The sequence below is a fragment of the Micromonospora purpureochromogenes genome, assembly GCF_900091515.1.
Classification (GTDB): domain Bacteria; phylum Actinomycetota; class Actinomycetes; order Mycobacteriales; family Micromonosporaceae; genus Micromonospora; species Micromonospora purpureochromogenes.
Map to the genome: position 1 here is coordinate 362117 of NZ_LT607410.1, position 26052 is coordinate 388168.

General features: G+C 72.0%; 28 protein-coding genes, 3 tRNA genes and 1 pseudogene. 19 read left to right on the forward strand and 13 right to left on the reverse strand.

Annotated features, from left to right (window positions below):
• Positions 1-32 precede the first annotated feature (32 nt).
• The 8 genes from GA0074696_RS01635 (at position 33) to GA0074696_RS01670 (ending at position 5699) form a co-directional block, all read left to right on the forward strand.
• Entirely contained in the window at positions 33-1187 is a 1155-nt protein-coding gene (locus GA0074696_RS01635; protein ID WP_088964297.1) for a polyprenyl synthetase family protein, read from the forward strand.
• A gap of 28 nt (positions 1188-1215) precedes the next feature.
• Complete coding sequence (crtI, locus tag GA0074696_RS01640; RefSeq protein WP_088959449.1) at positions 1216-2697, forward strand: phytoene desaturase family protein; 1482 nt, start codon at positions 1216-1218, stop codon at positions 2695-2697.
• Positions 2698-2773: 76 nt separating this feature from the next.
• A complete protein-coding gene (idi, locus tag GA0074696_RS01645; RefSeq protein ID WP_088964298.1) occupies positions 2774-3379 on the forward strand; it encodes an isopentenyl-diphosphate Delta-isomerase in 606 nt (201 codons plus the stop codon).
• Positions 3369-4310 (forward strand): MerR family transcriptional regulator, encoded by a 942-nt coding sequence (locus GA0074696_RS01650; RefSeq protein WP_088959450.1) that lies wholly within the window; start codon positions 3369-3371, stop codon positions 4308-4310. Before idi ends, GA0074696_RS01650 begins: the two co-directional genes overlap by 11 nt.
• 74 nt (positions 4311-4384) lie before the next feature.
• Complete coding sequence (locus GA0074696_RS01655) at positions 4385-5185, forward strand: polysaccharide deacetylase family protein (protein ID WP_088964299.1); 801 nt, start codon at positions 4385-4387, stop codon at positions 5183-5185.
• 155 nt (positions 5186-5340) lie between these two features.
• Positions 5341-5413 (forward strand) — tRNA-Glu (locus GA0074696_RS01660).
• A 33-nt stretch (positions 5414-5446) separates the two neighbouring features.
• Positions 5447-5523: transfer RNA gene (locus GA0074696_RS01665), tRNA-Asp, on the forward strand.
• A 102-nt stretch (positions 5524-5625) separates the two neighbouring features.
• A tRNA-Phe gene (locus GA0074696_RS01670) sits at positions 5626-5699 on the forward strand.
• A gap of 467 nt (positions 5700-6166) precedes the next feature.
• Here GA0074696_RS01670 and GA0074696_RS01675 read toward each other — a convergent pair.
• Positions 6167-7060 carry an endonuclease/exonuclease/phosphatase family protein gene (locus GA0074696_RS01675; protein ID WP_088959451.1) on the reverse strand — a complete coding sequence of 298 codons (894 nt, stop codon included), beginning with the start codon at positions 7058-7060 and terminating at the stop codon, positions 6167-6169.
• Positions 7061-7804: 744 nt separating this feature from the next.
• Here GA0074696_RS01675 and GA0074696_RS01680 point away from each other — a divergent pair.
• Positions 7805-8119 carry a tyrosine-type recombinase/integrase gene (locus GA0074696_RS01680; RefSeq protein WP_088959452.1) on the forward strand — a complete coding sequence of 105 codons (315 nt, stop codon included), beginning with the start codon at positions 7805-7807 and terminating at the stop codon, positions 8117-8119.
• Between the two features lie 786 nt (positions 8120-8905).
• Here GA0074696_RS01680 and GA0074696_RS01685 read toward each other — a convergent pair.
• Together GA0074696_RS01685 and GA0074696_RS01700 are read right to left on the reverse strand one after the other, a co-directional pair.
• Entirely contained in the window at positions 8906-9463 is a 558-nt protein-coding gene (locus tag GA0074696_RS01685; protein ID WP_231925225.1) for a nucleotidyltransferase family protein, read from the reverse strand.
• 610 nt (positions 9464-10073) lie between these two features.
• Positions 10074-10400, reverse strand: a complete 327-nt coding sequence (locus tag GA0074696_RS01700) for a hypothetical protein (protein WP_088959453.1) — start codon at positions 10398-10400, stop codon at positions 10074-10076.
• Positions 10401-10513: 113 nt separating this feature from the next.
• Here GA0074696_RS01700 and GA0074696_RS01705 point away from each other — a divergent pair, with 113 nt between their 5' ends.
• The 3 genes from GA0074696_RS01705 (at position 10514) to GA0074696_RS01715 (ending at position 12815) form a co-directional block, all read left to right on the forward strand.
• Positions 10514-10873 (forward strand): ArsR/SmtB family transcription factor, encoded by a 360-nt coding sequence (locus GA0074696_RS01705; RefSeq protein WP_088959454.1) that lies wholly within the window; start codon positions 10514-10516, stop codon positions 10871-10873.
• Entirely contained in the window at positions 10870-11565 is a 696-nt protein-coding gene (locus GA0074696_RS01710; protein ID WP_088959455.1) for a cation transporter, read from the forward strand. The genes GA0074696_RS01705 and GA0074696_RS01710 overlap by 4 nt, the downstream gene beginning before the upstream one ends.
• A gap of 221 nt (positions 11566-11786) precedes the next feature.
• Positions 11787-12815, forward strand: a complete 1029-nt coding sequence (locus GA0074696_RS01715) for a CPBP family intramembrane glutamic endopeptidase (protein WP_088959456.1) — start codon at positions 11787-11789, stop codon at positions 12813-12815.
• 51 nt (positions 12816-12866) lie between these two features.
• Here GA0074696_RS01715 and GA0074696_RS32190 read toward each other — a convergent pair whose 3' ends face one another.
• The gene (locus tag GA0074696_RS32190) at positions 12867-13934 is read right to left on the reverse strand and encodes a hypothetical protein (RefSeq protein WP_269458704.1); all 1068 of its coding nucleotides are present in this window, start codon (positions 13932-13934) and stop codon (positions 12867-12869) included.
• A gap of 173 nt (positions 13935-14107) precedes the next feature.
• On the opposite strand from GA0074696_RS32190, the gene GA0074696_RS01725 reads away from it, so the two are divergent.
• Complete coding sequence (locus tag GA0074696_RS01725) at positions 14108-14623, forward strand: SRPBCC family protein (protein WP_088959457.1); 516 nt, start codon at positions 14108-14110, stop codon at positions 14621-14623.
• A gap of 116 nt (positions 14624-14739) precedes the next feature.
• Here GA0074696_RS01725 and GA0074696_RS01730 read toward each other — a convergent pair whose 3' ends face one another.
• The gene (locus GA0074696_RS01730; RefSeq protein WP_088959458.1) at positions 14740-15444 is read right to left on the reverse strand and encodes a DUF2786 domain-containing protein; all 705 of its coding nucleotides are present in this window, start codon (positions 15442-15444) and stop codon (positions 14740-14742) included.
• A gap of 118 nt (positions 15445-15562) precedes the next feature.
• Between GA0074696_RS01730 and GA0074696_RS01735 the strand changes: the two genes are divergently transcribed.
• Positions 15563-15976, forward strand: coding sequence for a hypothetical protein (locus GA0074696_RS01735; RefSeq protein ID WP_088959459.1), 414 nt, complete (start codon positions 15563-15565; stop codon positions 15974-15976).
• Positions 15977-16014: 38 nt separating this feature from the next.
• Here the strand turns inward: GA0074696_RS01735 and GA0074696_RS01740 are convergent, their stop codons facing one another.
• The gene (locus GA0074696_RS01740) at positions 16015-16404 is read right to left on the reverse strand and encodes a hypothetical protein (RefSeq protein ID WP_088964301.1); all 390 of its coding nucleotides are present in this window, start codon (positions 16402-16404) and stop codon (positions 16015-16017) included.
• 166 nt (positions 16405-16570) lie between these two features.
• Here GA0074696_RS01740 and GA0074696_RS01745 point away from each other — a divergent pair, with 166 nt between their 5' ends.
• On the forward strand, positions 16571-17926 hold the full coding sequence (locus tag GA0074696_RS01745; protein WP_088959460.1) for an ABC transporter substrate-binding protein: 1356 nt from the start codon (positions 16571-16573) through the stop codon (positions 17924-17926).
• Between the two features lie 60 nt (positions 17927-17986).
• On the opposite strand, the gene GA0074696_RS01750 is transcribed toward GA0074696_RS01745, so the two are convergent.
• Together GA0074696_RS01750 and GA0074696_RS01755 are read right to left on the reverse strand one after the other, a co-directional pair.
• Positions 17987-18730 carry an enoyl-CoA hydratase/isomerase family protein gene (locus GA0074696_RS01750; protein ID WP_088959461.1) on the reverse strand — a complete coding sequence of 248 codons (744 nt, stop codon included), beginning with the start codon at positions 18728-18730 and terminating at the stop codon, positions 17987-17989.
• Positions 18727-19605: a 3-hydroxyacyl-CoA dehydrogenase family protein gene (locus GA0074696_RS01755; protein ID WP_088959462.1), complete on the reverse strand. Its 879-nt coding sequence runs from the start codon at positions 19603-19605 to the stop codon at positions 18727-18729. The genes GA0074696_RS01750 and GA0074696_RS01755 overlap by 4 nt, the downstream gene beginning before the upstream one ends.
• Before the next feature lie 160 nt (positions 19606-19765).
• Between GA0074696_RS01755 and GA0074696_RS32395 the strand changes: the two are divergent.
• Positions 19766-20070: pseudogene (locus tag GA0074696_RS32395) on the forward strand (hypothetical protein).
• Between the two features lie 40 nt (positions 20071-20110).
• Here the strand turns inward: GA0074696_RS32395 and GA0074696_RS01765 are convergent.
• Positions 20111-20890, reverse strand: a complete 780-nt coding sequence (locus GA0074696_RS01765; protein WP_088964303.1) for a class I SAM-dependent methyltransferase — start codon at positions 20888-20890, stop codon at positions 20111-20113.
• Between the two features lie 54 nt (positions 20891-20944).
• On the opposite strand from GA0074696_RS01765, the gene GA0074696_RS01770 reads away from it, so the two are divergent.
• Entirely contained in the window at positions 20945-21325 is a 381-nt protein-coding gene (locus GA0074696_RS01770; protein ID WP_088964302.1) for a PPOX class F420-dependent oxidoreductase, read from the forward strand.
• Between the two features lie 97 nt (positions 21326-21422).
• On the opposite strand, the gene GA0074696_RS01775 is transcribed toward GA0074696_RS01770, so the two are convergent.
• A complete protein-coding gene (locus GA0074696_RS01775; protein ID WP_007073996.1) occupies positions 21423-21632 on the reverse strand; it encodes a BldC family transcriptional regulator in 210 nt (69 codons plus the stop codon).
• A 252-nt stretch (positions 21633-21884) separates the two neighbouring features.
• Positions 21885-22724, reverse strand: coding sequence for a hypothetical protein (locus GA0074696_RS01780; RefSeq protein ID WP_088959463.1), 840 nt, complete (start codon positions 22722-22724; stop codon positions 21885-21887).
• Between the two features lie 170 nt (positions 22725-22894).
• Here GA0074696_RS01780 and GA0074696_RS01785 point away from each other — a divergent pair, with 170 nt between their 5' ends.
• Positions 22895-23977: a Glu/Leu/Phe/Val family dehydrogenase gene (locus tag GA0074696_RS01785; protein ID WP_088959464.1), complete on the forward strand. Its 1083-nt coding sequence runs from the start codon at positions 22895-22897 to the stop codon at positions 23975-23977.
• A 289-nt stretch (positions 23978-24266) separates the two neighbouring features.
• Positions 24267-24482 carry a DUF3073 domain-containing protein gene (locus tag GA0074696_RS01790; protein ID WP_088959465.1) on the forward strand — a complete coding sequence of 72 codons (216 nt, stop codon included), beginning with the start codon at positions 24267-24269 and terminating at the stop codon, positions 24480-24482.
• A 143-nt stretch (positions 24483-24625) separates the two neighbouring features.
• Here the strand turns inward: GA0074696_RS01790 and amcA are convergent, their stop codons facing one another.
• Together amcA and amcB are read right to left on the reverse strand one after the other, a co-directional pair.
• The gene (gene amcA / locus GA0074696_RS01795; protein WP_088959466.1) at positions 24626-24862 is read right to left on the reverse strand and encodes a multiple cyclophane-containing RiPP AmcA; all 237 of its coding nucleotides are present in this window, start codon (positions 24860-24862) and stop codon (positions 24626-24628) included.
• Positions 24843-25934, reverse strand: coding sequence for a cyclophane-forming radical SAM peptide maturase AmcB (amcB, locus tag GA0074696_RS01800; RefSeq protein ID WP_331716541.1), 1092 nt, complete (start codon positions 25932-25934; stop codon positions 24843-24845). Before amcB ends, amcA begins: the two co-directional genes overlap by 20 nt.
• Positions 25935-26052 lie beyond the last annotated feature (118 nt).

The following is a 26052-nucleotide window of genomic DNA, read 5'->3' on the forward strand; positions in this document are numbered from 1 at the left end:
GCAACTCGTAACCCTAGGGTATGCTCGCCGACATGGCCAACGACGCAGTCGCAGGTAATGCGCTCCGCGTCGCGCCGGCACAGCCGGGAGCGACGGACGATCCGGTCCGCCGCGTACTGGCCGCGTTCACGAAAGAGCTGGTCAAGGGGGTGGACGACACCCTGGCGGCCTTCCTGGCCACCGAGGTCGACTCGCTCACCGAGATCGACGCAGCGATGGGTGGTTTCGCGGCCACCGCCCGCGACAGCGTGCTGGCCGGCGGCAAGCGGGTCCGGCCGACCTTCGCGTACTGGGGCTGGCGCGGGGTGGTCGGCGGCGCGGAGCCACTGCCGACGGTGCTGCCGGCGTTCGCCGCCCTGGAACTGCTGCACACCTTCGCACTGGTGCACGACGACGTGATGGACGCCTCCGACACCCGCCGCGGCCGGCCCACCGCGCACCGCGCCGCCACCGCCCGGCACGTCGCCGCCGGGTACGCCGGCGACCCGGCCCGGTTCGGCGAGGCGGTGGCCGTGCTCGTCGGCGACCTCTGCCTGGTCTGGGCCGACCGGCTGCTCAGCCACGCCACCGTGGCACCGGCCCAGCTGTTCGAGGTGCGGCGCTGCTACGACCAGATGCGGATCGAGACGGTCGCCGGGCAGTACCTCGACGTGCTGGGCGAGAACGATCCGGCGAACTGGTCGGTGGACCGGGCGCTGCGGGTGGCCCGCTACAAGACCGCCAGCTACACCGTCCAGCGCCCGCTGCTCTTCGGCGCCTGCCTGGCCGGCGTCGCCGCCGACACGCCACTGATCGCCGCGTACACCCGCTACGGCCTGGCCGTCGGCGAGGCGTTCCAACTCTGCGACGACCTGCTCGGCGTCTACGGCGACCCGGCGACCACCGGCAAGCCGGCCGGCGACGACCTGCGTACCGGCAAGCCGACCGCGCTGCTGATGCTGGCCCGCCAACTCGCCACCCCCGGCCAGCGGCGGGCGCTGGAGCGGGCCGGCCCGGTCACCGGCGCCCGGGACGTGGCCCGGCTGGCCGAACTGGTCGCCGACACCGGGGCGGTGTCCCGGGTCGAGCGGATGATCTCCGACCGGGTGTCCGAGGCGCTGACCGCGCTGGACACCGCGTCGATCGACGAGACCGCGCGCACCGCGCTGACCGGCCTCGCCACCGCCGCAACCATGCGGCGGGCATGATGAGCGACCTTGCGAAGGAGGTGGTCACGTGCGGACCGTGAACGGACGTACGGACCGGGTGGTGGTCGTCGGCGCGGGCCTGGGCGGGCTGGCGTGCGCGCTGCACCTGGCCGGCAGCGGCCGGCAGGTGACCGTGGTGGAACGCGAGCCGGTGCCGGGCGGCCGGGCCGGCCGGCTGGCCGTCGACGGGTACGAGTTCGACACCGGCCCCACCGTGCTCACCATGCCGGACCTGATCGCCGAGGCACTGGGCGCGGTCGGCGAGGAACTCGACGACTGGCTGGACCTCACCCCGGTCGACCCCGCCTACCGGGCCTACTACCCCGACGGCTCGACGCTCGACGTCATCACCGACACCACCCGGATGGCCGCCGAGATCGCCCGGGTCTGCGGCCCCCGCGAGGCCGACGGCTACCTGCGCTTCGTGGACTACGCGCGCAACCTGTGGCACTGGGAGCGGACGGACTTCATCGACCGCAACCTGGACGCCCCGACCGACCTGCTCACTGCCAATCTGGTGAAACTGCTGGCCAACGGCGCGTTCCGGCGGCTTCAGACGAAGATCAACCAGTTCTTCCGGGACCCACGTACCCAGCGCATCTTCTCCTTCCAGGCGATGTACGCCGGCCTCGCGCCGCACGACGCGCTGGCCATCTACAGCGTCATCGCGTACCTCGACTCGGTGGCCGGGGTCTACTTCCCGCGCGGCGGCATCCACGCGGTCTCCCGGGGCATGGCCGGCGCCGCCGAGAAGCACGGCGTGCAGTTCCGGTACGGCACCACGGTGACCCGGGTGGAGACCGCCAACGGCCGGGCCATCGGCGTGCTGACCGCCGACGGCGAGCTGATCCCGGCCGACGTGGTGGTGCTCAACCCGGACCTGCCGGTCGCCTACCGTGACCTGCTGCCCCCGGCCCGCCGGCGAAAGCTGACCTACTCGCCCTCGTGCGTCGTGCTGCACGTCGGCTCGACCCAGGGGTATGAAAAGATCGCCCACCACAACATCCACTTCGGACGGAAGTGGAAGGGCACCTTCGACGAGGTCATCCGGCGCGGCGAGCTGATGACCGACCCGTCGCTGCTGGTCACCAACCCCAGCCGGACCGATCCGGCGGTGGCCCCGGCCGGGCGGCACACCTACTACGTGCTGGCGCCGGTGCCCAACCTGGAACGGGGCCCGTTCGACTGGCGCGGCGACCTGAGCCGGCGCTACGCCGACCAGCTCGTGGCGACGCTGGAGGAGCGCGGGTACGTGGGCTTCGGCGCGGGCATCGAGGTGCTGCGTACGATCACCCCCGCCGAGTGGGAGGAGCAGGGCATGGCCGCCGGTACGCCGTTCGCCGCCGCGCACAGCCTCTTCCAGACCGGTCCCTTCCGCCCGTCGAACCTGCACCGGCAACTGCCCAACGTCGTGTTCACCGGCTCCGGCACCCAGCCGGGCGTGGGCGTACCGATGGTGCTGATCTCCGGGAAGCTGGCGGCCAACCGGATCACCGGTGCCGGGCGGTGAGCGCGCGGAGCGCGGCCCGGCCGCACGGCACACGCAGGACGGGCGCGATGCACACGCGGAACGGGGGGCGGGTCCGGTGACGTCCCGGGAAGGGCACCTGGTCGAGCTGGTCGACGACCGCGGCAACGTGCTCGGCGAGGCCACCGTGGCCGCGGCCCACCAGGCGCCGGGGCGGCTGCACCGGGCCTTCTCGGTGCTGCTGGTCGACCCGGCCGGCCGGGTGCTGCTGCAACGGCGGGCCCCGGTGAAGACCCGGTTCCCGCAGCGCTGGGCCAACTCCTGCTGCGGCCACCCCCGACCGGCCGAGTCGCTGGTGGAGGCTGCCAACCGCCGGCTGGCCGAGGAGTTGGGCGCGGCCCCGGTCACGCTGACCGAGGTCGGCGTCTACCTCTACTACGCCGAGGATCCGGCCACCGGCCGGGTCGAGTTCGAGTACGACCACGTGCTGCGGGCCGACGTGCCGGCCGACGTCACCGTGCTGCCGGACCCCGACGAGGTGTCCGAGCTGCGTTGGGTCGACCCGGTACGGCTGATGGCCGAGATCGACGCCGACCCCTGCGCGTACGCACCCTGGCTGGGCGGGGTGGTGAGCCGGCTGCTGCGCGCCGGCGGCCCCGCCGGCACCACCATCCCGTCCGGCGTTCCGGCGGACGACGCGTCGGAGCGGTCGGGTGGCCGATGAGGCGCTGAGCGCGGGGGCCGTCGCACGCCGACTGGGCGTGGCGGTCACCACGCTGCGTACCTGGCACCAGCGCTACGGCCTCGGTCCCAGCCAGCACATACCGGGTCACCACCGGCGCTACACGCCGGCCGACCTCGCGCGCCTGGAGATCATGCGTCGGCTCACCGCGGAGGGGATCACCCCGGCCGAGGCGGCCCGTTGGGCGAAGCAGAGCCCCGGGGTCGGTCCCGCCGCCGGGGTGCGGCTGCGCGCCGGAGCCGGTCGGGACGGCGGCGGGCAGGCGATCCCGGTCGGCCGGGCCGGCCCGGTCGCCCGTGGTCTGGCCCGGGCCGCCATGCGACTGGACTCCGCGGCGATCAGCGAGACCATCGCCAACGCCGTCGCCCGGGACGGCGTTGTCGCCACCTGGGACGGCCTGCTGCGTCCGGTGCTGGCCGGCATCGGGGAGCGGCACGCCGCGACCGCCGGTCTGATCGAGGTCGAACACCTGATGTCCCGGTGCGTCTCCGAGGCGTTCGCCACGGTGGCCCGGCCCGGCCCGGCCGCCGGCCCGGCCCGGATCCTGCTCGCCTGCGCCGACGAGGAACAACACACCCTGCCGTTGGAAGCGTTGGCCGCCTCCCTCGCCGAAGCGAATGTGGCGTATCGCATGCTGGGTGCCCGGGTGCCGCTCGCGGCGCTGATCGAGGCGGTGAACCGGACCGGACCGGCCGCGGTGGTGCTCTGGTCGCACACCCGCGCCACCGCCGACCCGGGGCAGCTGTCCGCCCTGCTCGGGATGGTTCGACGCCCCCTGCTGGTGCTGGCCGCCGGCCCCGGCTGGCAGGCCGACACGCTGCCCGCCGGAGTGGTCCGGCCGGTCGACCTGACCGAGGCGGTGTCGCTGGCGTTGGCCGTCCGGGACTCACTGGATCAGTCGGGCGGGGCCTGACCGACCCTGCCCAATCGGCGCGTCGTCCACTACCGTCGGGGCCTACCGCGTACCCGACCCCCCTCGGAGTGACGATGCGTGCACGCCCCGTCCTGGCGGCCGCCCTCGGCCTGGTCCTACTCCTCGCTGTCGGCTGCGGCGAACCGCAACGGGACCCCCAGCAGGCCGCGGCACCCGCCCCGACTGCGGCGGCGAGTCCATCACCGGTGACCACCCCGTCACCGAGAGCGACTCCGCGGCCGGCCACCAAACCCAAGCCCAAGCTGCGGCCGAAGCCCACCACGCTGCCCGCGGGCCTGCGGCGCGCCACCGGGGTACGCGCCGTCGCGCTGACCTTCGACGACGGGCCGGACCCGGCCTGGACGCCGAAGGTCCTCGACCAGTTGCGGGCCGCCCGGGTCAAGGCGACGTTCTGCCTGGTCGGCACCCAGATACGCAAGCACCCGGAGCTGGTCGCCCGGATGGTCCGTGAGGGTCACCAGCTCTGTAACCACAGCTGGCGGCACGACCTCGACCTGGGCCGACGGCCGGTGGCCGAGATCCGGGCCGACCTGGTCCGGACCAACGGGGCCATCCAGGCCGCCGCGCCGGGCGCCAAGGTGCCGTTCTACCGCCAGCCGGGTGGCCGGTGGACCCCGGAGGTGGTGGCGGTGGCCCGGCAGCTCGGCATGCGGTCGCTGCACTGGAGCGTGGACCCGCAGGACTGGGCGAAGCCGACCGTCGCCACCCTCGCCGAGCGGGTCCACGGCGCCGCCCGCCCCGGTGCGATCGTGCTGATGCACGACGGCGGGGGCGATCGCAGCCACACCCTGGCCGCCTGCCCGCACCTGATCATCGACTTGAAGCGGCGCTTCGGCGTCGCCCCACCCCGGTGACACCCGATCTGACCTGCGCTTTTGCCGGCGGCTGCGCCACCGGCCATACCGGTTTGGCCCACTGACCGGGCATGGCATATGCTTCTCATGCCTCCGGCGGGGCCGGATGGGAGCAAGTCCGCTTGAAGTTGCGAGTGTGCAATGATGGCGGGGCCGCCCTCATCGTCTAGCGGCCCAGGACGCCGCCCTTTCAAGGCGGTAGCACGGGTTCGAATCCCGTTGGGGGCACGGTCCGGCTCACGTCGGATGCAACACCAGCCAGGTCCTGTGGAGCAGTTGGAGTGCTCGCCGCCCTGTCAAGGCGGAGGTCGCGGGTTCAAGTCCCGTCAGGACCGCCAGCGCCGACGCCGCGTGAACCATTGCGCGGCGTTCTGCGTATCGGAGCATGTGACCCTTTCGGCGAAGACCCCGCCTTCCGGGTAGCATGGACCGAGCACCACGGCCAGGTAGCTCAGTTGGTACGAGCGTCCGACTGAAAATCGGAAGGTCGGCGGTTCGACCCCGCCCCTGGCCACATAGCCTTTCGCCGGGCTACAGGAGCGCCGACCAGCGGAAACGCCGGTCGGCGCTCTGCTTTTCGCCCCGGGATCCCCGCTGTCCGGTCTGACCCTCGTTGACCCCGGAATTCCGCTGCTGGCCGCTCCTTGTCGCACGTAGATCGCACGGCCACTCGTCATCCCGGCCGGCCGGGAATCGTCGCCGACCCCTGCTCTGCAAAGATCAAGGCTTCTGTCGGCCAGCGTCGGCTACTGCAGCTGACCTGCCCGGCCTGTCGGTTGCCGCCGGTCCTCACCCATACCTGTCGGCCGGCTTGGCTGTACGGATGGCTGTACCGCCGTTGACCATGACCTGCGCATTACGAGATCAAATTGCCCGCGCCGACGACCTGGGCACATGAGCGTCTAGCAGGGGAAATGCCTCTCGACATCTCGCACCGCTCCCCCACTGTCCGCCACCGGCTTGCGGACTGAATGCGGACCGCTAGCGGATCCCCATCCAGGTACCCGGCGGATGCGGCGGAAGGCACAGGTCCGCGAGCACCCCGAAGTGATCGCTCGCCCACACCCCGGCAACCGGTTCGGCGAACACCCGCCGGCAGTCCACCACGTCGAGGGTCGGCCCGTGCGGGCCGCACCGGATGAGGATGTAGTCGATCCGCCGCCCCCGGTCCAGCGGCATCAGCCCGGCCCGGATCAGCGGATTGCCCGGCGAGAACGTGTGCCCCGGCTCCTCACGGCGAACCGCCGTCCAGCAGTCCTCGTAACAGACGCTGATGCCAGCCAGCGACTGCCGGCCGGTCCAGAACCGGACGCTCGCAGCGTCGGGTGCCGCATCGAAGTCGCCCAGCAGCACCACGTGCGGCTCGGTGTCCGGACCGTCCGGCTCGAGCGGTTCGGACCGTCGCTCGGCAACCAGTTCCTCGATGTACCGGGCCGTCCGCACCGCCTGCAGTTCCCGCTCGTACTCGGCGTCGTACTGCCAGGCCGGCTTGTGATGCACGACGAGTACCGGTCCCAGCGGCGGCGGCACCGCAACCTCCACCACAACGGCGGCACTCCACGGCAGCGCCGCGGTGCGCGGGGCGACATGCAAGTCGACAACCCCGACGGTACGCACCGGCCACCGGCTGCCCAGCACGGCTCCGACCCCGTCGGCCGACCGCCCCGGGTGCGGTACGAGGTGATAGTCCGGCCCGAGCAGGCCACCGGCCTCGTCCAAGTCCCCGCCGCCAGCCACCTCCTGCAGGGCCACCACGTCCGGCCGCAGCTCGCGCAGCCCGTCAACGAGCACCGCCCGACGGCGTGGCCAGTCGGCGAAGAACGGCGCAAGGGCATTCAGGGTGAGCACCCGCAGGCTGGCAGACTCCTCGGACATCCCGTCATCCTGTGCCCAATGCTGCGCCGGCGACAACCGGGATAGCGCCTGGAGCTTCAGTTTGGAAGATCGCGCTCAACGAGTCGTGATGCCCGAAACGCCTGGGGCCGGCGGCAAAGCTCGGTGCGGCTCGTGCCCGCTCATGACCGCCGGGCGCCACGGTTACTGGTCCGTGGATGGCCCGCGCCGGTACACGGGATTCTGTCCATCGGGATAACTTGCCCTATGCCCGTCATCGATCTGAGTGCCGCCAGCCCGCCCCTCGTCGCCTCGCAGGACGACAAAACCACGGTTCGTGGCAGCGCTGGCAGTCCTGGGGCTCGGGTGCCTCAGCGGGGAGCCGATGAACCCACCAAAGCTTGCTCCTGAGGTGCGGTGCGAATCATGGCAGGAGGCCCTCGCGGGCGAGTCGGATCTTGTTACCTCTTCGGGAGGGGACGCCACGAGGATGCGCATGGCCGTCACTGTGGATTCTGTAACCGGATGTGTCGTGTCGGTGCGGCACTGGCGTGAACCGGAGCATCCAGTTGACTGAAGCGGATCTCCTCGTCGGGCAGTCGTAGACCATCCAGCCTCCCCGGACGGGGACAAGGTGGAGCCCCCTACCGGACGTACGACCTTGGCCCCGTCCGGGGAGGCTGGTAGCCCTTGTGGTGCCCGACGAGGGGATCCACGGCTGATCTCTGAGGAGGGCCGGGGTTCGGGGCAGAGCCCCGAGGTCTTCTGATCCTGTGACTTCCGAGCGTGGCCGGCCGGCCCGGCCGATGCCGGCCGGAGGTCGCCAGCAGGCCGGGGCCGGGCCGGCGCGGCCCGCTTGCGGGCCGCCTTGATGATCTGACCTTTCACGATCTGCGGCACACCGGGCAGACCCTTGCCGCGCAGACTGGCGCGACCCTGGCCGACCTGATGAAGCGGCTCGGGCACTCATCCATGGCGGCGGCTCGCCGGTACCTGCACGCCGTCGATGGGCGTGACCGTGAGATCGCCAAGGCCCTGTCGGAACTCGCCGCGCACGGTGATGTCGCACGGCTGCCCCGGCACATCACGATGCGGAGCTAATCGCATGACCGATCGCACGGCAGCCTCCGGCGGCTTCCTGACCTGCGGAAATGCGGGTGCCTGAAAATCGGAAGGTCGGCGGTTCGACCCCGCCCCTGGCCACATAGCCTTTCGCCGGGCTACTAGAGCGCCGACCAGCGGAAACGCCGGTCGGCGCTCTTGCTTTGCGCCCCGGAGGTCCACCTGTCCGGTCTGCCCCTCGTTGACCCCGGAATCCCTCTGCTGCCCGTCCCTTGTTGCACGGGGACTGCACGGCCCCTCGTCACCCCGGTCGGCCGGGAGAGCGTCGCCGACCCCTGCCTTGCAAAGATCAAGCCTGGTGTCGCCTGGCGTCGGCTACTGCGGTTGACCTGCTCGCCCCGTCGGCTCCCGTCGATGTATGACCGGCTTGGTCTGCTGGCTTGGCGGCACGGATGGCTGTACAACCACACCGTTGCGTCTGACATGATCACGACGTGCCCGAGCCCGCCGACGGCAGTCCGCCTACGGAGCCGTCTGCGCCGACGGCGCGGAAAGAACTGCCCGCACTACTCGTGCTGCTGCTCGCATCGGCCGTTCTGCTGGCGCTGTCTTTCGGCTGTGCCGCCTTGTGGCTGTACAACTAACTGGCCGTCTGTTGCGCTGGACCCGGAGCGTCAGCTTGGAAGAGCGCGCTCAACCGGCCGAGATGCCCGAAACGCTGCTCGCTGCGGCTGGCCCGGTTACCTTTCGTGCCCGCTCGGACCGCTGGCCCTCGCGGCTACTGGCCCGTGGACGGCCCCGTGCTGGCTTGCGATGGCTCATTGGCTATGGCGGTATGACCTTTACCTTGGGCCATCGTCTGCTGGGCTCGTGGCGAGCAAGGCGGGATCGTGACAGCTCGAGGGTCACTCTGTGCAGGTTGCGCCGCCATGTGCCGCTGAGCAGGTCGTCCAGCCCCAGCGGGGCGCAGACGTGCAGTGTCTCGGCAGAGTCGAGGCGGACGGCGACACAGGTAGCGGTTTCGGGCCAGGTGGCCACGGCATCGGCTATGGAGCGGAGTGCGTCGACAGGTCCAGTGCCGAACACGCGCTCGTACCAGATGTGCACCGCGGCTTGGTTGGTCGCCTCCCACGGGACCGCCGGCTGGTGGCGTCGGAGAAGCTCGGTTGCCGCGACGTCGTTGCCCGGGGTGAGATCGTTCGCGTCGAAGAATGCAACGTCGACGTCCCGGACGTCCTGGGGGTTGAAGCCGCCTCCATACCGTTGGCTCCACACGAGATCCCGCAGAACGCCCGCCCCTACCCAAGCGTCCGGTAGACCAGCTTCCCGCACGGTCGTCAGCACGTTGAGTAGCCACGGACACGATGCGATCAGGTCGGCCAACTCGGCTGCCTGCGGACCTCGCGGCTCGACTGCTAGCGGCAATGGTCCCCCCAGGTACGCCCGCACCCCGGTACGGCCTTGAGGTCATCGGCGCGAGTCCTCGATCGGCCGGCGCCAGATCGCTTCCCACTGGGTCCACTGTCCTGGGGCGGGTGGTGTGCGCTCGATGCTGTCAGCTCTGAACTCGCCAAACCCACCGACCCCGACGTAGCGCCCCTCGGCCACCGGGTCCTCCGCGCGATATCCGAAGGCATCCAGTGGCGCGCCCAACTCGACGCCGCAAGACGCGCCGCCGTCGCGCCCGACGTTTCGGCAACAGGCTCCGATGATGCGACCAGGAAGGAGGCCACCGGGTGGAGCAGCTGCTGACGGTCAAGGAAGCTGCGGCCCGCCTCGGTACGACCGAGCGCTTCCCCCGCCGGCTCCTCGCCGAGCGCCCATCCGGTACGTCAAGCTCGGCGGTCACCACGTCCGCATCCCCGAGACGGCCCTCGCGGAGTTCATCGCCGCCGGCACGGTAGAGCCGGTCACCGTCGCGTGGTCGGCCGGTAGGGCGGTGGCCTGATGGCAAGACTGCCCCGGCACATCACGATGCGCAGCTAGTCGATGGCTAGTCCCGCCGCAGGACGAACCATCCCACCGCAACGACGAGGAGGAGCAGTGCTACCGCGAACAGGGCCCTTCCGACCAGGTAGGGCATGGGGATGAGAAACGGTGCTTGCTGGATCAGCAGGCTCGCGCCGAGCAGCGCCTGGCTGCCGCCAATGCGGACGGGCTGGGACCGCTGGCTCGCCGGCAGGCGCGCAACCCGCACCCAGGCCACGGGAAACCGTCGCGACACGGCGACGCGCACGCCGAGTACGAGCACGAAGAGGCTGACGACCACGATGACGAGACGGCCGGCCAGCAGCAATGGGTCCGTGTCACTCGGGCTCATGCGGCCATCATTGACGCGGTGTCAAGGTCGCCCTTGAGAGCCGGCCGTCCCGGCATCCCGCCCGTGTTGGCGTGATTTGCAATTCGATCGCCGAATCTGGCTATCATCACGCTATGGCGATTGATTGCGCTCCCGGGCTGGCCCCAGCAGTGGCGTTGTTCCGGTCTCTCGGCGACCCGACCCGGCTGGCCATCCTGCGCCGGATCGCGACCGGGGAGGCTCGGGTGGTGGACCTGACCGGCGAGCTGGGGTTGGCGCAATCGACGGTGTCGAAGCACCTGGCGTGTCTTCGTGACTGTGGGCTGATCGACTATCGGGCCGAGGGCCGCCAGTCGTTCTACGCCCTGACGCGGCCGGAGCTCCTGGACCTGCTGCGCTCGGCCGAACAGCTCCTCGCCGCGACGGGCGAGGCGGTCGCCCTGTGCCCGACCTACGGGACACCCGCCGGATCCCCGGCGGAGGTGAGCGCGTGAGCGCCTCGCTCCTGACCTCCGAGCGTCGGGCGGTGCTGTCCCGGCGCAGCCTCTGGCTGGCCTACGCCACCGCCGGCTACAACCTGCTGGAGGGCCTGGTCGCCATCGCCGCCGGCGCTGCCGCCTCGTCGACGGCGCTGATCGGCTTCGGCCTGGACTCGTTCGTCGAGGTGTCCAGCGCGGCCGTGCTGATCTGGCAGTTCCGCTCTCGGGTGCCCGAGGATCGGGAACGCCTGGCGCTGCGGCTCATCGGCGCATCGTTCTTCGCCCTCGCAGCCTGGGTGACCATCGACGCCGTCCGCTCGCTGCTGGCCGGCGGCGACGCCGACGCCAGCCCGGTGGGGATCGGCCTCGCCGTGGCGTCCCTGCTGGTGATGCCGCTCCTGGTGGCGGCCAAGCGGCGCACCGGACGGGAACTCGGCTCGGCAACGGTCATGGCCGACTCGACCCAGACCATGCTCTGCACCTACCTCTCCGCGGTGCTGCTCGTCGGCCTGGTCCTCAACGCCGCCTGGGGTTGGTCATGGGCCGACCCGATCGCCGCGCTCGTCATCGCCGTAGTCGCGGTCAAGGAAGGCATCGAAGCCTGGCGGGGTGAACACTGCGACGACTGCGCACCCCTGCCTGCCATCGACGCCACCAGCCAAGCTTCGAGCTGCGCCGATGGCTGCTGCACCGACCGGAAGGCGTGACCGGAACGTCGTCGAATGCCAGACCGACGATTCCTCCTGCAATTCCGGTGAAAAGCCGCAGCAACAATTGCCAACGTGTCACGATCTTGACAAAAATTCGTTGCCAATGCGGCGCACCCTTCTGCTGGTGGCGGCAGATGACGATTGTCGGTGGGTCGCGCAAATCGCCGTCACAGGAAGGCGACGATCGATCAGACGGATCGTCGGTCTAGCCTGTGCGCATGGACGGCGGGCTGACCTACGAACGACTGGCGCGGCTGGGCGTCCATCGATGGTGGATGCCTCCGGTTGGTCTGGCGGCGGCGGTGTCGGTAGCCGCCGTGACGGCGTGCGGACTCGCCGGGATCGCGCTCCTCGCGGCCCACGCAGTCGGCCTGGACAGTGCCGACGACGAGTCGATCGGTACTCCCCTGCTGGACAACATGCTGGGACTGGCCGCTCTGGCCCTGCTCATCCCGGTCACGCTCGGCGTCGCTCGGGTCGTGCAACGGCGGCCGGCCGGGACGTTGCACTCCGTGGCCGTCCGTTTCCGCTGGCCCTGGTTCGCCGCCTGCCTCGGCCTCGCGTTCGTGACGGCGTTCCTGGTCATGGCGGCATTGGTTCTGCTCTATGACGGCGCAGCCGACGTGCGGGTGACGATCGACCCGTGGCGGTTCATCGGCATCGTGGTGGTGCTCGTCGTTCTGGTTCCGCTACAGGCGGCCGGTGAGGAATACGCGACCCGAGGGTTCCTCCTGCAAACCTTCGGGGCATATCACCGCTGGGTCGGCATCCTCGGCTCGGCTCTCGCCTTCACCCTGATGCACGGCATCGGCACCTGGTCCGGCTTCCTCGCTCTGTTCGTCGGAGCCACGATCTGGGCGCTCCTGGTCATCCGGACCGGCGGCCTCGAGGTGTCCGTCGCCGCGCACGCCGCGATGAACCTGCTGGCCTTCATCGCCAGCGCCGCCTCCGGCGGCCTCGACGTCGCGGACGACACCACCGCCGCCGACGCCCCGATCGGCGCGACGCTCATCATGCTGGGCGGCGACATCACCTACGCGGCCGGCGTCCTCCTCGTACTCCGTCTCGCCAGCCATCGCCGCCCCCGGTGGGCCCCGGCGGACCGCACCGTCGGCCAGCAGCCCGACGCCGGTCACCCGTCGCTCGGGACGCCGCCGGCGTCACCTAGGACCCGCGACGGTTCCCACGCGGCGCTCCCCGTCGACCCGGACGTGCTCCGAGTGGCCGGCTCGCCGCCGGCCGACTGACGTGAATCCGGATCAGCGGAAGCGCCGACGGAACTGGGGCGCGGTCTCGCGTCAGCGGTCCGGGCGTTGCTGCCCCTGGCGACGCTGCGCCATTCCACCCTGGATCGCCTCCCAGACACTGCGACCCGCCTGCCGCGGCGTCTCCCCCGCCTGCCCGGCGAGCTGGGGCGCCTGCGCGGCTCCGCCCTGCTGCCGCCCGCCCTGGGCGCCTTCAGCCCCGCCCGGACCGTGCTCGCCGGGCTTCTCCTCGCCTCGCCCGCCGCGCTCGGCCTCGCCGCGCGCCTCGCGGTCGCCCGCGGTCGTACCCCGGTCGGCGGGTCGGCCCCCCTCGGCGCCTGCTCGGCCGGACGGCGGCGGGCCAAGCGGCGGCTCCTGCGGCGACCCCGCCGGCAACGGACCGGCCGGGGACTCCGGACGAGGCCCCGCGGGCCGCTCGGGTGCGGTCGGCGCCGGTTGGCCGGCACCCTGGCTCTCGGGGCCCGCCGGCTTCCCGCCGGGGGCTCCGCCGGCCGCCGCGCCGCCCGGCTGGCCAGCCTGACCCGTCTGGCGTCCGGCCTCAGCGCCCTGCCGCCCGCCCTGCTGCTCGCCCTCGACGGCCTGACCGACCTGCCCGCCGGCCTGCATCCCCTGCTGCGCCACCTGCCCGACCTGGCCGCCCTGGGGCTCGACCACCTGGCGGACCTGGCCCACCTGCTGGCCGGCCTCGTTGACGACGGGCGTGGTCACGGTGCCGACCCGATCGGCCACCCGGTTGACGTCGTTCAGCGTGAGGTTCGCGCTGTTGGCCAGCGCGGCGATGATCTGGGGGTTGCGGTCGATGGTGCTCAACGCCCGTTCCAGGATCTCCAGCACCTTCTCCAGCCGGACCTTCAGCACCGCCTCCGCGCGGACACCCTCGATGTCCAGCTCCACCTGTTCCAGGTGCACCCGCACGCCGGCGTCGAGCTGGAGCAGGTTGGCCAGCCGGGCGCGCAGCGACAGATCCGCGTCGAGCCCGTCCACCGCCAGCCGGAGCGAGTCGACGAACAGCCCAGGGACGTCCAGCAGGACGTCCGGCTCGACCCTCGGACCCCCGCCGGTTCGGTCCGGTCCGCGCGCCGCGGTCCCGCTCTCGCTCATGCTTTCCCGCTCCCTCACCCGAGGCCCGGCCGTCGGGCCACGTCAGGCGCGGTTACCCGGTTTCCCGGTGGCAATCCGTGGCGGAGAAGACACGGTGGGTTCCGAACGACTGTCCGAAACGGGGCAGTACGCGAAGCTGCACACCGAGGCATCAGCCGGTATGGTCCGGGCCTATGGGACAGGAGATGGCGGACGTCCGGCAGGACGTCGAGCGGTACGCACTCCGCAGCACCCTCCTCGCCCCAGCCACGGCAGAGCAGGCGTTCGCGGTGTTCACCGGGGCGCTGGCCGACTGGTGGGTCCGCGAATACACCTGGTCGGGGCCGGAGGCGTTGGCCGAGCTGGGGATCGAGCCGAAGGCCGGCGGCATGCTCTACGAGATCGGCCCGTACGGCTTCCGCAGCGACTGGGGCCGGGTGCTCACCTGGGATCCGCCGAAGCGGCTCGTCTTCACCTGGCAGATCGGCCCCGACCGGGTGCCGGTGCCGGATCCGGCGCGGGCCAGCGAGGTGGAGGTACTGTTCCTGCCCGACGGGTCGGGACAGACCCGGATCGAGGTGGAGCACCGGCACTTCGACCGGCACGGCGCGGCGGCCGAGGGCTACCGGGAGGCGCTCACCGCCGGCTGGCACGAGCTGCTCAGCCGCTACCTGGACACCCTCACCCGATACGACGCCGAGCCGGACTGACCCACCCGACCCGACCGTACGCGGCCGGGCCGACGAAGGCCGATCCGCGCGGCTGCCGGGCAACGGTGACACGAGGGGCAGGCCCGGACCGGGCCGAGGCCCGGGGCGGGGACGGCTCAGCCCGCGATCCCCCGGCCGCCCGCGCCGTCGACCACTCCGCGACCGCCGAGGTCCGCCCGGCGGCCCGCCTCGGCCCCGGCGCCGAAGCCGGTGCCGGCCAGCCGGCGGACCGGGGCGGTACGCAGCCTCGGGTAGACCTCCGTCACCCGGCGCGCCACCCGGTCCGAGCGGTCGGCCAGAACCAGCGCGACCGACGGGCCGTCCCGTTCGGCCACCGCGCCCGCCTCGGCGGCCCGCAGCCGCTCCCCGACCACCCGGGCGAAACCGGCCAGCCAGGAGCGGCGGAAGGCGGCCGGATGCTCGCCGGCCGGCACGGCCGTGCCGGACAGCCCGTGTGCGGCCTGCACCAGCAGCGAGGTGAAGAGCAGGTCGACCCGTTCCAGGTCGCTGGCGAAGCCGAACAGGTGCAGGGCGAAGCCGTCGCCCCGGGCCCGGCGTACGCAGCGGCAGCGCAGCGGGTCGGCGACGGCGGCGAGCAGGCCGGCCTTGTCCCGCGCGTACGGGGCGACGACGTCGACCACCCGGTCGCCGACCGGGTCGGTGGCCGGGTCACGGGCGGCCAGCAGTGCCCGGTCGACGCCGTAGCGGGCGATCAACTCGGCGGCCTTGGCGGTGAAGGCCGCCGACTCGGCGGGCGTGCAGGCCGGGTCCTCGGCCTTGGCCAGCAACTTGCGCACCTTGCTCAGCATCGCCTCGGACATGTCACCAGAGCTATCACATCGACGGGATGGTCCACTGCGGACGAACCACCGGTACCATCACCACGCTCGGCACCCTGTCCGCAACGCAGGGTGCACCCCCATCCCTGGAGGCAACCGCATGGCATCCCCGGTCGCCCGCCTGGCGGCAACCACGGCGGCGCTGTCGCTGCTCGCCCTCGGCTCCCCCGCACAGGCCGCCCCCGAGACCAACCTGTTCGAGTCGTACGCCACCTGCTACGGCGGCGCGGTCCGCTCGTACTTCCAGACCGGCGGCTGGGGCGGTGACGCCGGCCCGTACCGCACCAGCACCCGGTGCAAGGACATCAACGTCCGCAACGCCAGCGAGTTCGGCGTCGAGGCGTGCGTGATCTTCGTGGACAAGACGGACAGGTGCAACTACCGGACGTACCTGCCGTCCAAGTCGGGCTTCATCACCGTGGCGACGAACGTGCGGGACGGGGTCCGGTTCCAGGTCCGCTTCGAGACGCTGCGCTACGAGTACGAGCCGCTGGTGGCGTACCACGCGTACTGAGTGCGGCCGGCGCGGCGCCCGAACCGGGCGCCGCGCCGTCAACCGGCCCGACTGCGCAGGGTGGCCACGGTCGAGCCGGCGAGGGTGAGCAGACAGTCCGGCAGCAGGCCGTCGGCGGCCGCCGCCCCGAACAGCGCCTCGCCGGTGTCCGCGTCGTGGTTGGCGTACGCGCTGACGAAGCGGGCCACCCAGCGGGTGTCGTAACCGGCCTCGTCGATGCCGGGAAAGTCCAGCGCGCAGGTGCCGGGCGGCGGCGGGTCGCCGACCATGGTGGCGGCCAGGCACCAGGCCACCCCGTACGCCCCGGCGAGCCCGGACCGGTCGACCACGGCGTCGAACGTTCCCACCACCGCGTCACCGTCCCCGGCCAGCGCCGAACGGAGCACGGCGGTCGCGTCGTCGAGCGTCTGGTCAGGCACTTCGGTCACCTGCCGCACAGTAGGACGGCGGGTCAAGCGGTGACCCGGAACAGCCCGTTGATCACGGAGCGTATCCGTGACGGATGGCCGACGCCTACCGGTGGCATCCACGCTCCCACCCGCCGCCCCGGCGCGCTATGGTGCCCAGCGGAACTCCCCAAAGGTAAGGACGACCATGCTCGTAACACGCGGCCCGCGCGCTGCCATCCTGGCGGCGGGTGCGGCGTTCCTGCTCGTCACCAGCGCCTGCGGGACGACCGACAAGCCCGAAGACACAGCCACCCAACAGGTGCGTCTGTACGGCACCGACGGCAACATGCTGAACTCCTTCGCCGGCGAGCTGAAGGAGCGCGCCGACCTGGTCGACGGCATGAAGGGCACGACCCCGCTGACGCCGCTGACGGACGACTTCAAGGACCGGCTACTGGCGGTCGACCCCAAGCTGACCGACTTCCTCTACGCCGCCGAGGCGTACGACGCGGTCATGATCAGTGCGCTGGCGGCGCAGCTCGCCGGCAGCACCGACCCGGCGGACATCGCCAAGCAGATAGTCGGCGTGACCAACAACGGTCAGCGCTGCTCGGACGCCGAGACCTGCCTGACCCTGGCCCGCGACGGGCAGGACGTGGAATACCGCGGCCCGTCGCTGACCCGGGCCGGCTTCACGGACGAGGGCGAGCCGGCCACCGCCAGCTACGCGACGCTGCACTTCGACGCCCAGAAGATCAACGACGCGAAGACCGAGTTCGTCGGCGCGGGCTTCGAGACGGCGGCGAGCACCAAGGCTCCGCCGAAGCCCAAGAAGCAGCGCGGCGGCAGGAACGACCGCAGCGACGGCTCCCCGCTGATCCTCGGCGGCCTGCTGCCGAAGACCGGTGACCTGGCCCTGGCCAACCCGCCGATCGCGGCGGGCGCGGCGCTGGCGGTCCAGGAGATCAACGCGGCCGGCGGCGTGCTGGGCGAGCCGATGGTCTGGATCGACGGCGACGACGGCACCAGCCCGACGGTCGCCAAGGCCACGGTCGCCTCGCACATCCGCAACAAGGTGCAGGTCATCATCGGCGCGGGCGGGTCCGGTATCTCCAGCTCGGTGCTGCCGGACGTGGTCGCCGCCGGGCGGATCCTGTTCTCCCCGTCGAACACCGACTCGGGGCTGAGCAAGGCCGACGACAAGGGCCTCTACTTCCGTACCGCCCCGCCGGACAGCCTCCAGGGCCGGGCGCTGGCCGACGTGATACTGCGCGACGGTCCGCACAAGATCGTCGTGGTGGCCCGCAAGGACTCCTACGGTGAGGGTCTCCAGGAGACCGTCCGCGCCGAGCTGGAGCGGGCCGGGTTCGGCAGCGACCGGGTGAAGCTGCTGACCTACGAGCCGCCGGCCGACGGCGAGGGCGCCGACGGCGTCGACTTCGTCGGCACCGCGAAGGAGATCAAGAGCTACGCCCCGGAGGCGGTGCTGGTGATCGGCTTCGCCGAGTCCGCCGGGCTGATCCGGGCGTTGGACGACGCGGACGTGTCGATCCGGCACTGAGCACCGACGACGACGGCCGCACCGGGACATCCGGTGCGGCCGTCGCGCGTGCGGGGTCGGTCAGCGGGAGCGGCGCCGCTCCAGGAACTCGGTCATCCGCCGCCGCTTCTCCTCGTCCTCGAAGAGCACCGCCTGGCTGACCAGGTCGAGGTGGGGGTGCGCGGCCGGCGGCGCGTCCACCGCCAGCTTGGTCAGCCGCAGCGCCAGCGCCGAGCCCTTCGCCATCTCGTCGATCAGCTCGTGCGCGCTCGGCAGCAGCTCGGCCGGTTCGGCCACCACCCGGTTGACCAGGCCGATCCGCAGCGCCTCCTCGGCGTCCACCCGCCGGCCGGTGAAGAGCAGCTCCTTGGCCCGGGCCTCGCCGACCAGCGCGGGCAGCCGGTAGGTCGCGCCGGCGCCGGCCAGGATGCCCAGCCGCACCTCGGGCTGGCCGAAGACCGCCCGGGTCGTGCAGACCCGCAGGTCGCACGCGTACGCCAGCTCGGCGCCACCGCCCAGCGCCGGCCCGTCCACCGCAGCCACGCTCGGCATCGGCAGGGCCCGGATCCGGGCGAAGGCCGCCTGGTTGATCGCGGCGAGGGCGTCGGTGCGGCCGCGCTCGCGCAGCTGGCCGATGTCCGCCCCGCCGGCGAAGATGCCCTCCGTGCCGCCGGTGAGCAGCAGCAGCCGGGGCCGGGCCTCCAGCTCGGCGCAGACCTCGTGCAGTTCGCCGATCAGGTCGGCGTCGATCGCGTTGCGCTTCTCGGGCCGGTCCAGCGTCACCACCAGCCGGTCCGGCAGTTCCTCGATCCGCAGCCCGCTCATCGGCCCGTCCCTTCCCCGTCGGCCTTCCGGCCGTCCACCCAGCGGTAGAAGCCCTGGCCGGACTTCTTGCCGAGCTTCCCCGCGGCGACCATCTCCACCAGCAGCGGCGGCGGCGCGAAGCGCTCGCCGTAGGCGGCCTGGAGGGTGCGCGCGATGTCGAGCCGGACGTCCAGTCCGACCAGGTCGGTGAGCTCCAGCGGGCCGACCGGGTGCCGGTAGCCGAGCACCATCGCCTTGTCGATGTCGCCGGGACTGGCCACCTGGTCGGCGACCATCCGGATCGCCTCCAGGCCGAGGGTGACCCCGAGCCGGGAGGTGGCGAAGCCGGGCATGTCGCGTACGACGACGGGGTCCTTGCCGAGCCGGCCGGCGAGCGCGACGGCCGCCTCGGTGGTCTCCCGGGCGGTCGCCGGGCCCACCACGACCTCCAGCAGGGCCATCGCCCAGACCGGGTTGAAGAAGTGCAGTCCGAGGAAGCGTTCCGGCCGGGCCAGCGGGTCGGCCAGCTCGGCGATCGGGATGCTGGAGGTGTTGCTGCCCAGCAGCACCGGGCGCAGCCCCTCGGCCTCGCGCAGCACGGCGCGCTTCAGGTCGAGCCGCTCGGGCACCGCCTCCACGACGACGTCCGGCTCCGGCGCGACCTCGCCCAGCGCCGCGCGCAGGGTCACCCGGGCCCGGTGCCCGGCGGCCTCGTCGGCGCCCAGCTTCCCGCGTTGCACGGCCCGGTCCCACAGCTCACCGAGGCGCGCAGCCGCCGCCTCCGACCGGCCCCGGTCCACCTCGACCAGTTCGACGGCGTGTCCCACACCGGCGGCGACGTAGGCGATCCCGAGCCCCATCGTGCCGGCACCGACGACGACAAAACGACCACTCATGACGCTCCCTCGCTGCGCGCGGCGACGCGCCGGGGTCTCCGTCGCGCCCTGCCGCCCGCTCCTGGGTGCGACCCTATGCAGCAGTGCCCCGGGCGGCATGCGTGGGGGACCGCCGGACCGGGTACAGACGGCCCTCAACGTCAAGGGAAGGACGTAGCGCATGAGCCAGGCACCGGAGACCGTGGACGGCACCGGCACCAGCGAGGGTGGGGAGACCGTGGAGATGCGCGGCGACGAGCGCGTCGACCTGCTCCGCGCCGACACCAACAACGACGGGAAGACCGACGTGTGGGTGGTGGACACCGACGGTGACGGCAAGGCCGACCTGTTCCAGTTCGACACCGACGGTGACGGCAAGGTCGACATCACGATGGTCGACATCGACGAGGACGGCACCCCGGACGAGGTGGTCGACGGCGACGGCGGCCTCCCGCCGGAGGAGCTCCCCCGACCGTGCAGGTGTAGGCCCGCGCCGGGGCCCCGGTCCGGGGTCCCGGCGGCGCGCTCAGCCCGCCAGCCGCAGGGTGGCCAGATAGTACGGGGCGTCCCGGTCGTCCACGTCGGTCAGCCGCCAGGCGGTGTCCCGGACCAGCTCGGCCAGCTCCTCGGCCGAGCAGACGAGGTAGTCGAACCATTCCGTGCCCAGCTCGCGGTAGCGCAGCCGCAGTCGCAACTGGCCGCCGAGCCGGCCGCGCCGCCGGTTGAGTTCGTGGTAGCCGGTGTGCACCGGGTCCTTCGTGCCGTACGGGTCGGTGCCGTGCGCGATGACCTGCGCGCCGGGGGCGGCCATCGCGGCGAGCGCGGCCAGGAACGCCGCCGCCCGGTGCCGCCCCTCGATCAGCCCCAGGTTGTTGCCGAGCAGCAGGAACGTGTCGTACCGCCGGCCGTCTGCGACGTGCTCGTCGACCGTGCCGAGGACGAGGTCACGCACCCCCCGGTGCCGACTCACCCGCAACGCGCCCACCGAGGTGTCCAGCCCGGTCACCGGTACGCCGCGCTCCTGCAGCAGCAGCGCGATCCGCCCACCCCCGACGCCGATGTCGAGCGTCGCGCCCCGCACCCGGTCCACGGCCCGGTGGTCGTACGGCTGCCAGTCCTGCGGCCCGTCGAGGTAGTGCGCGGCCGGCGCGCCGTTGATCAGCCCGTCTTCCCGTTCGATGATCTCGATGACCGGTCGGGGCAGTCGCCCGCCCACCAGCGGCCGGGGACCGATGCCGGTGTGCACGGCGTACGCGTCGCGCAGCATCTCGCCGAACACGTCGCCGATCCTCGGTTCCCCGATCACGGGGTTCACGCTATCCGTGCGGCTGGGACCTGTCGCGGTCGTATCCTGGGCGGCGTGACCGACCTGGACCGCCTGGCGGCGGAGAAGTACGTCCTGCTGACGACGTTCCGCAAGGACGGTCGCGCGGTGCCGACCCCGGTCTGGGCGGTGCGCGACGGCGACACCCTGGCGGTCTGGACGGCGGCGGACTCGGGCAAGGTGAAACGGATCCGGCGCGACGGCACGGTGACGGTGGCCCCCTGCGACGTGCGGGGTCGCCCGCGCGGTACGGCGGTCCCCGGGCACGCCGTGCTCTGCTCCCCGGAGGAGACCAAGCGGGTCCGCGACCTGATCAAGCGGAAGTACCGGCTGCTGGGCCGGCTCAGCCTGCTGGGCAGCCGGCTGCGCCGGGGCGAGCGGGGCACGATCGGGATCCGGATCACCGTCCAGGAGTGAGCGTCGCCAGGCCCGGACATGGTTCAGGGGCGGTGGATCGTCGCTGTCGCGACGTCCGCCCGCCCCTGAGACCGGAACGCTTCTCGGTGTCGGTAGGTCAGTCTCCCTGACGCTGCTGCGGGATCTGCCCCTGAAGCAGGGCCCGAACCTCCGACTCACGGTACCGACGGTGGCCGCCCAGAGTCCGGATCGCGCTGAGCTTTCCCGCCTTGGCCCACCGGGTCACCGTCTTCGGGTCGACACGGAACATCGACGCCACCTCGGCCGGCGTGAGTAGCGGCTCTGGTTCGTGCGTTCGCGATGCCATCGGTCACTCCTCCACGTGTATAGACATCGGCCGGGGTCCCGCCGGCCGACGCGTCTCCCATGGTCCGGCTAGTCCCCGATGTCCGACATGGGCCGAACGGCCGAAGGTCCCTAGACGGACGGATGAACCATGCCCGATTTATCTGACTTTTACACGGCAGAAAGTACCTTATTCGGACTCATGATCACGGTTCGTGATGCGTCAACTACGAGATCGCCTCGCATCTGACCGCATCGCTGGGTGGATTCGTGGTCAGTTGCACCGCTCGAGCAGCTGCACCGCACGCCAGCGGGCCACCAGCCGGTCGTACGCCGCGGAGGCCTCGTCCGCCTCGCCCCGGGCGAGCCCGGCCAGGCCGGCGGCGACCAGCTCCGTCGAGTCGTCCGCGGTCAGCGTCTCGTCGGAGAGCAGCTGCACCAGGCCGCCGTAGTCCAGCTCCACCACCGAGCGCGGATGGAACTCCTCGAGCCAGCGGGCGGCCTCCTCGACCGCCTCGGTGATCGGGGCCTCCCCGACCGACTTGCGCAGCACGGACAAGGCCCGGGACGACCGGCGGCGGGCCTTGGAGATCTCGGTGCGGTAGCGCAGCGCCCGCCGCCCCGGGTGGGTGACCAGGTCCCGCTCCGCCGGCTCGAAGAGCACGAACCACCGCAGCGGCACGCCCCAGGTGGCGATCTGCTCGTGCAGCCGCGGGACCCCGTGTTCGAGCACCCGCGCCCCGCTGCGCCAGTCGTCGACCACCGCCTTGGCCTGACCGGCCAGCACGGGCGGGACGAACGCGTCGGCGAGTACGGACGGCACCCCGTCCCGCGCGCTGAGCGCCGCCTCAGCCACCCGGATCCGCAGGTTCCAGGGGCAGACCAGCAGCGTGTCGTCGGCCTCCAGGACGTACGCCTCGTCGGGCAGGTCGGGCAGCCGGGTCCAGCCCGCGCCGAGCGCCTCGATCACCGAGGTGCGCTGCCGTCCCGGGCCCTCCAGCGGGGCGACCGCCCGTCCCTCCCGCACGTAGCGCCGCCAGTACGACTGACGGTCCCGGTCGAAGGCGGTCAGCGGCTCGTAGACGCGCAGATAAGCAGCGAAGAGCGACGGCACGGCGCGATCCTCCCACGAGACGGGGCCCCAGCGCCGTCGGCGCCCGGCAGGCATGACGTGGACGGCGGTGCGGCGTGGACCGATATTAGGCTCAGCAGCACCGGCAGCATCCCGCCGGCGTCCACCAGGTCCGCGTCCCACAAGGGCGCACACCGAAACAGGAGCAAGCCATGGGCGTATTCGCGAGCACCGACGATCCGGGATCGGCCGGTCACGAACAGGTCGTCTTCTGCCAGGACAAGCAGACCGGCCTCAAGGCGATCATCGGCATCTACTCGACCGCGCTGGGCCCCGCGCTCGGCGGCACCCGGTTCTACCCGTACGCCAGCGAGGAGGCGGCGCTCGCGGACGTGCTCGACCTGTCCCGCGGCATGGCGTACAAGAACGCCCTCGCCGGGCTGGACCTGGGCGGCGGCAAGGCGGTCATCTGGGGCGACCCGGAGCAGATCAAGAGCGAGGCGCTGCTGCGCGCGTACGGCCGGTTCGTCGAGTCGCTGGCCGGCCGCTACTACACCGCCTGCGACGTCGGCACCTACGTCGCCGACATGGACGTGATCGCCCGGGAGACGCGCTACGTCACCGGCCGCAGCGTGGAGCACGGCGGCGCCGGCGACTCCTCGATCCTCACCGCCTGGGGCGTGTTCCAGGGCATGCGCGCCGCCGCCGAGCACGTCTGGGGCGCGCCGACGCTGGCCGGCAAGCGGGTGGGCGTGGCCGGCCTGGGCAAGGTCGGCAAGTACCTCACCAAGCACCTGCTCGACGACGGCGCCGAGGTCGTGGCGACCGACGTCAACCCGAAGGCCCTGGAGTGGGTGCGCACCACCCACCCGCAGGTCGAGCTGGTCGACGACGCCACCGCGCTCGTCGCCGCCGACATCGACGTGTACGCCCCCTGCGCGCTGGGCGGCGCCCTCAACGACGACACCGTGCCGGCGCTGCGCGCCAAGGTCGTCACCGGGGCGGCCAACAACCAGCTCGCCCACCCGGGCATCGAGAAGCTGCTCGCCGACCGGGGCATCCTCTACACCCCCGACTACGTGGTGAACGCCGGCGGCGTGATCCAGGTGGCCGACGAGATCGAGGGCTTCAACTTCGAGCGGGCCAAGCTGCGCGCCACGAAGATCTACGACACCACCCGGGAGATCCTGCAGCTCGCCGACGACGAGGGCGTGCCGCCGGCGGTGGCCGCCGACCGGCTGGCCGAGCGCCGGATGGCCGACGTGGGCCGGCTGCGCACCATCCTCCTGCGCTGACCGCGGCCCCCGGGGTGCGGGCACCCGCCCCGCACCCCGGGGCACCCCCGAGTAAGCTCCATTCGGGGAGTTCGTCACGATCTGTCCGGTGTCACGGCCGGCCCGCCATCCGCTCCTTACCGGGTACACTCGGTGACGGCCGGATCGCTGCGACGCGCAGAGCCGGCTGACGGTAACCCGAGGTGCCGAACGGTGGCATCCCCATGTACCGTAAGAGCCACGAGAGATGCCTGACGTCATCGGGGCCCGCCTTCGGGCTGCCCCGCATTCTGTGCGAGGGGGTCGAGCCATGGGGCGCGGCCGTGCTAAGGCCAAGCAGACGAAGGTGGCCCGGGAGTTGAAGTACCACTCCCCGAACACCGACCTCACCGCCTTGCAGCGCGAGCTGGCGGGTGCTGGTAAGTCTGAGCACAACTTCGACGACGACTACAAAGAGTATGTCGACGACGATGATGAGGATCATGCGGACGACGGCCCGGATCCCTGGGTTCCTCCGACCCGCTGACCTCCGGTCGCATCTGAGCACGCGGTAACTCCCCGCGTGCTCACGCATGTGCCCGACAGAAGTGGCGCTACGACCGACGATCAGGGACCTCGCCCCGCCGGAACGCTCTCCGGTCGGCCGGCAGGTCCCTGATCGCGGCGTGTTCAGCGCGGGCGGTTGTTCCAGTTGTAGAACGTCGGGATGTTCTCGAAGTGGTTCCACGCGCAGACCGCGCTGGCGCCGTCGGAACCCGACACCTCCGCTCGCGACCGACGCGCGGCCTCGGCCTCGTGGAGCAGGGCGGTCAGCCCCGGGGCGGCCTGCCGGACCCGGTCCACGACCGGATCGACGGCACCTCTCCCGACGTGCTCAGGCTGCCGGTCACTGGTGGTCTCGGGCATGCTCCAACACTCCCTCCAGTAGGCGGATCTTGCTGTTGCGGCAGTGCTCGGTCTCCGTACCGTCAAAACGCCCCAGCTCGAAGTAACGGTTGGCCGCGTGGCCGCCACCGCAGAAGCCGAAGTACGGGCAGGACGACCGGCACGCCTCGACCCCGGCCAGGAACTCGCCGACCCACGGCGTACCCGCCGCGCCGGCCAGGATCTCGGCCAGCGGGGTCGCCAGCACGTTGCCGCTGCTGAAGTCGCCGTAGCGGGGGTGGGTGAAGCCGGCCAGCTCGGGGGAGAGCACGGTCACCGACCCGTCGTGGCCGATCGTGGGGATCGGGTCGAGCTGCCGGGGCAGCAGATCGTCCGCCGCGCCGTCCAGCACCGCCGCGGCGTAGCGCAACGACCACTCCACCTCCCGCAGGTGGATGCGGGGCGCCCGGCGCCAGGCCGCGACCAGCTCCGCCCAGAACGCGGTCACCGTCGCCGCGTCGTGCGCGTTGCCCCGGGTGTTGACCCCCTCGGTCTCCTCGATGTTGACGCCGAGCACGTCGCAGCCGAGGTCGAGGAAGTAGTCGTACAGCTCGGTGGCGTAGCCGGGGGCGGGCCGGCTCACCACGGCGAGCGCCGAGAACGGCAGGCCGTGCCGGCGCAGCGCCGCCACCCCGCGCACGATCCGGTCGTACGCCGGCTGGCCGGCCCGGGTCACCCGGTCGCCGTTGCGCTCCCGGGCGCCGTCCACGCTCACGCTCACCCGCACGCCGTGTTCGACGAAGAACGCGCACCAGGCGTCGTCGATCAGCGTGGCGTTGGTCTGGACGTGGTGCTCCACCTGCGGCCCGAACGGGGCCATCAGGGCGGCCAGGTGCTCCCGACCGGCCGCGAGGGGCTCCCCGCCGTGCCACACCACCGAGAACCGCCCGGTGGCCGCCCACGGGTCCACGGCGGCGGCGACCGCCTCCGCGACCGCCACCGGCATCCGCCGGTCGACGGCGCGGAACGGCAGGTAGCAGTAGACGCAGTCCAGGTTGCACAGGGTGGTCGGCTGCATCACCACGTACGAGGGAACCCCGGCGATGCCCCGCATCCCCGTCACGGGCTGTGCCCGAGCAGCCATCGGCCCTCCTACCCCGTGCCTGAGGCCCTTCAGGCTAGGCGGCGATGGCCACTCGGGTGAAGCCCTGATCAGGTACTCGGATGATCAA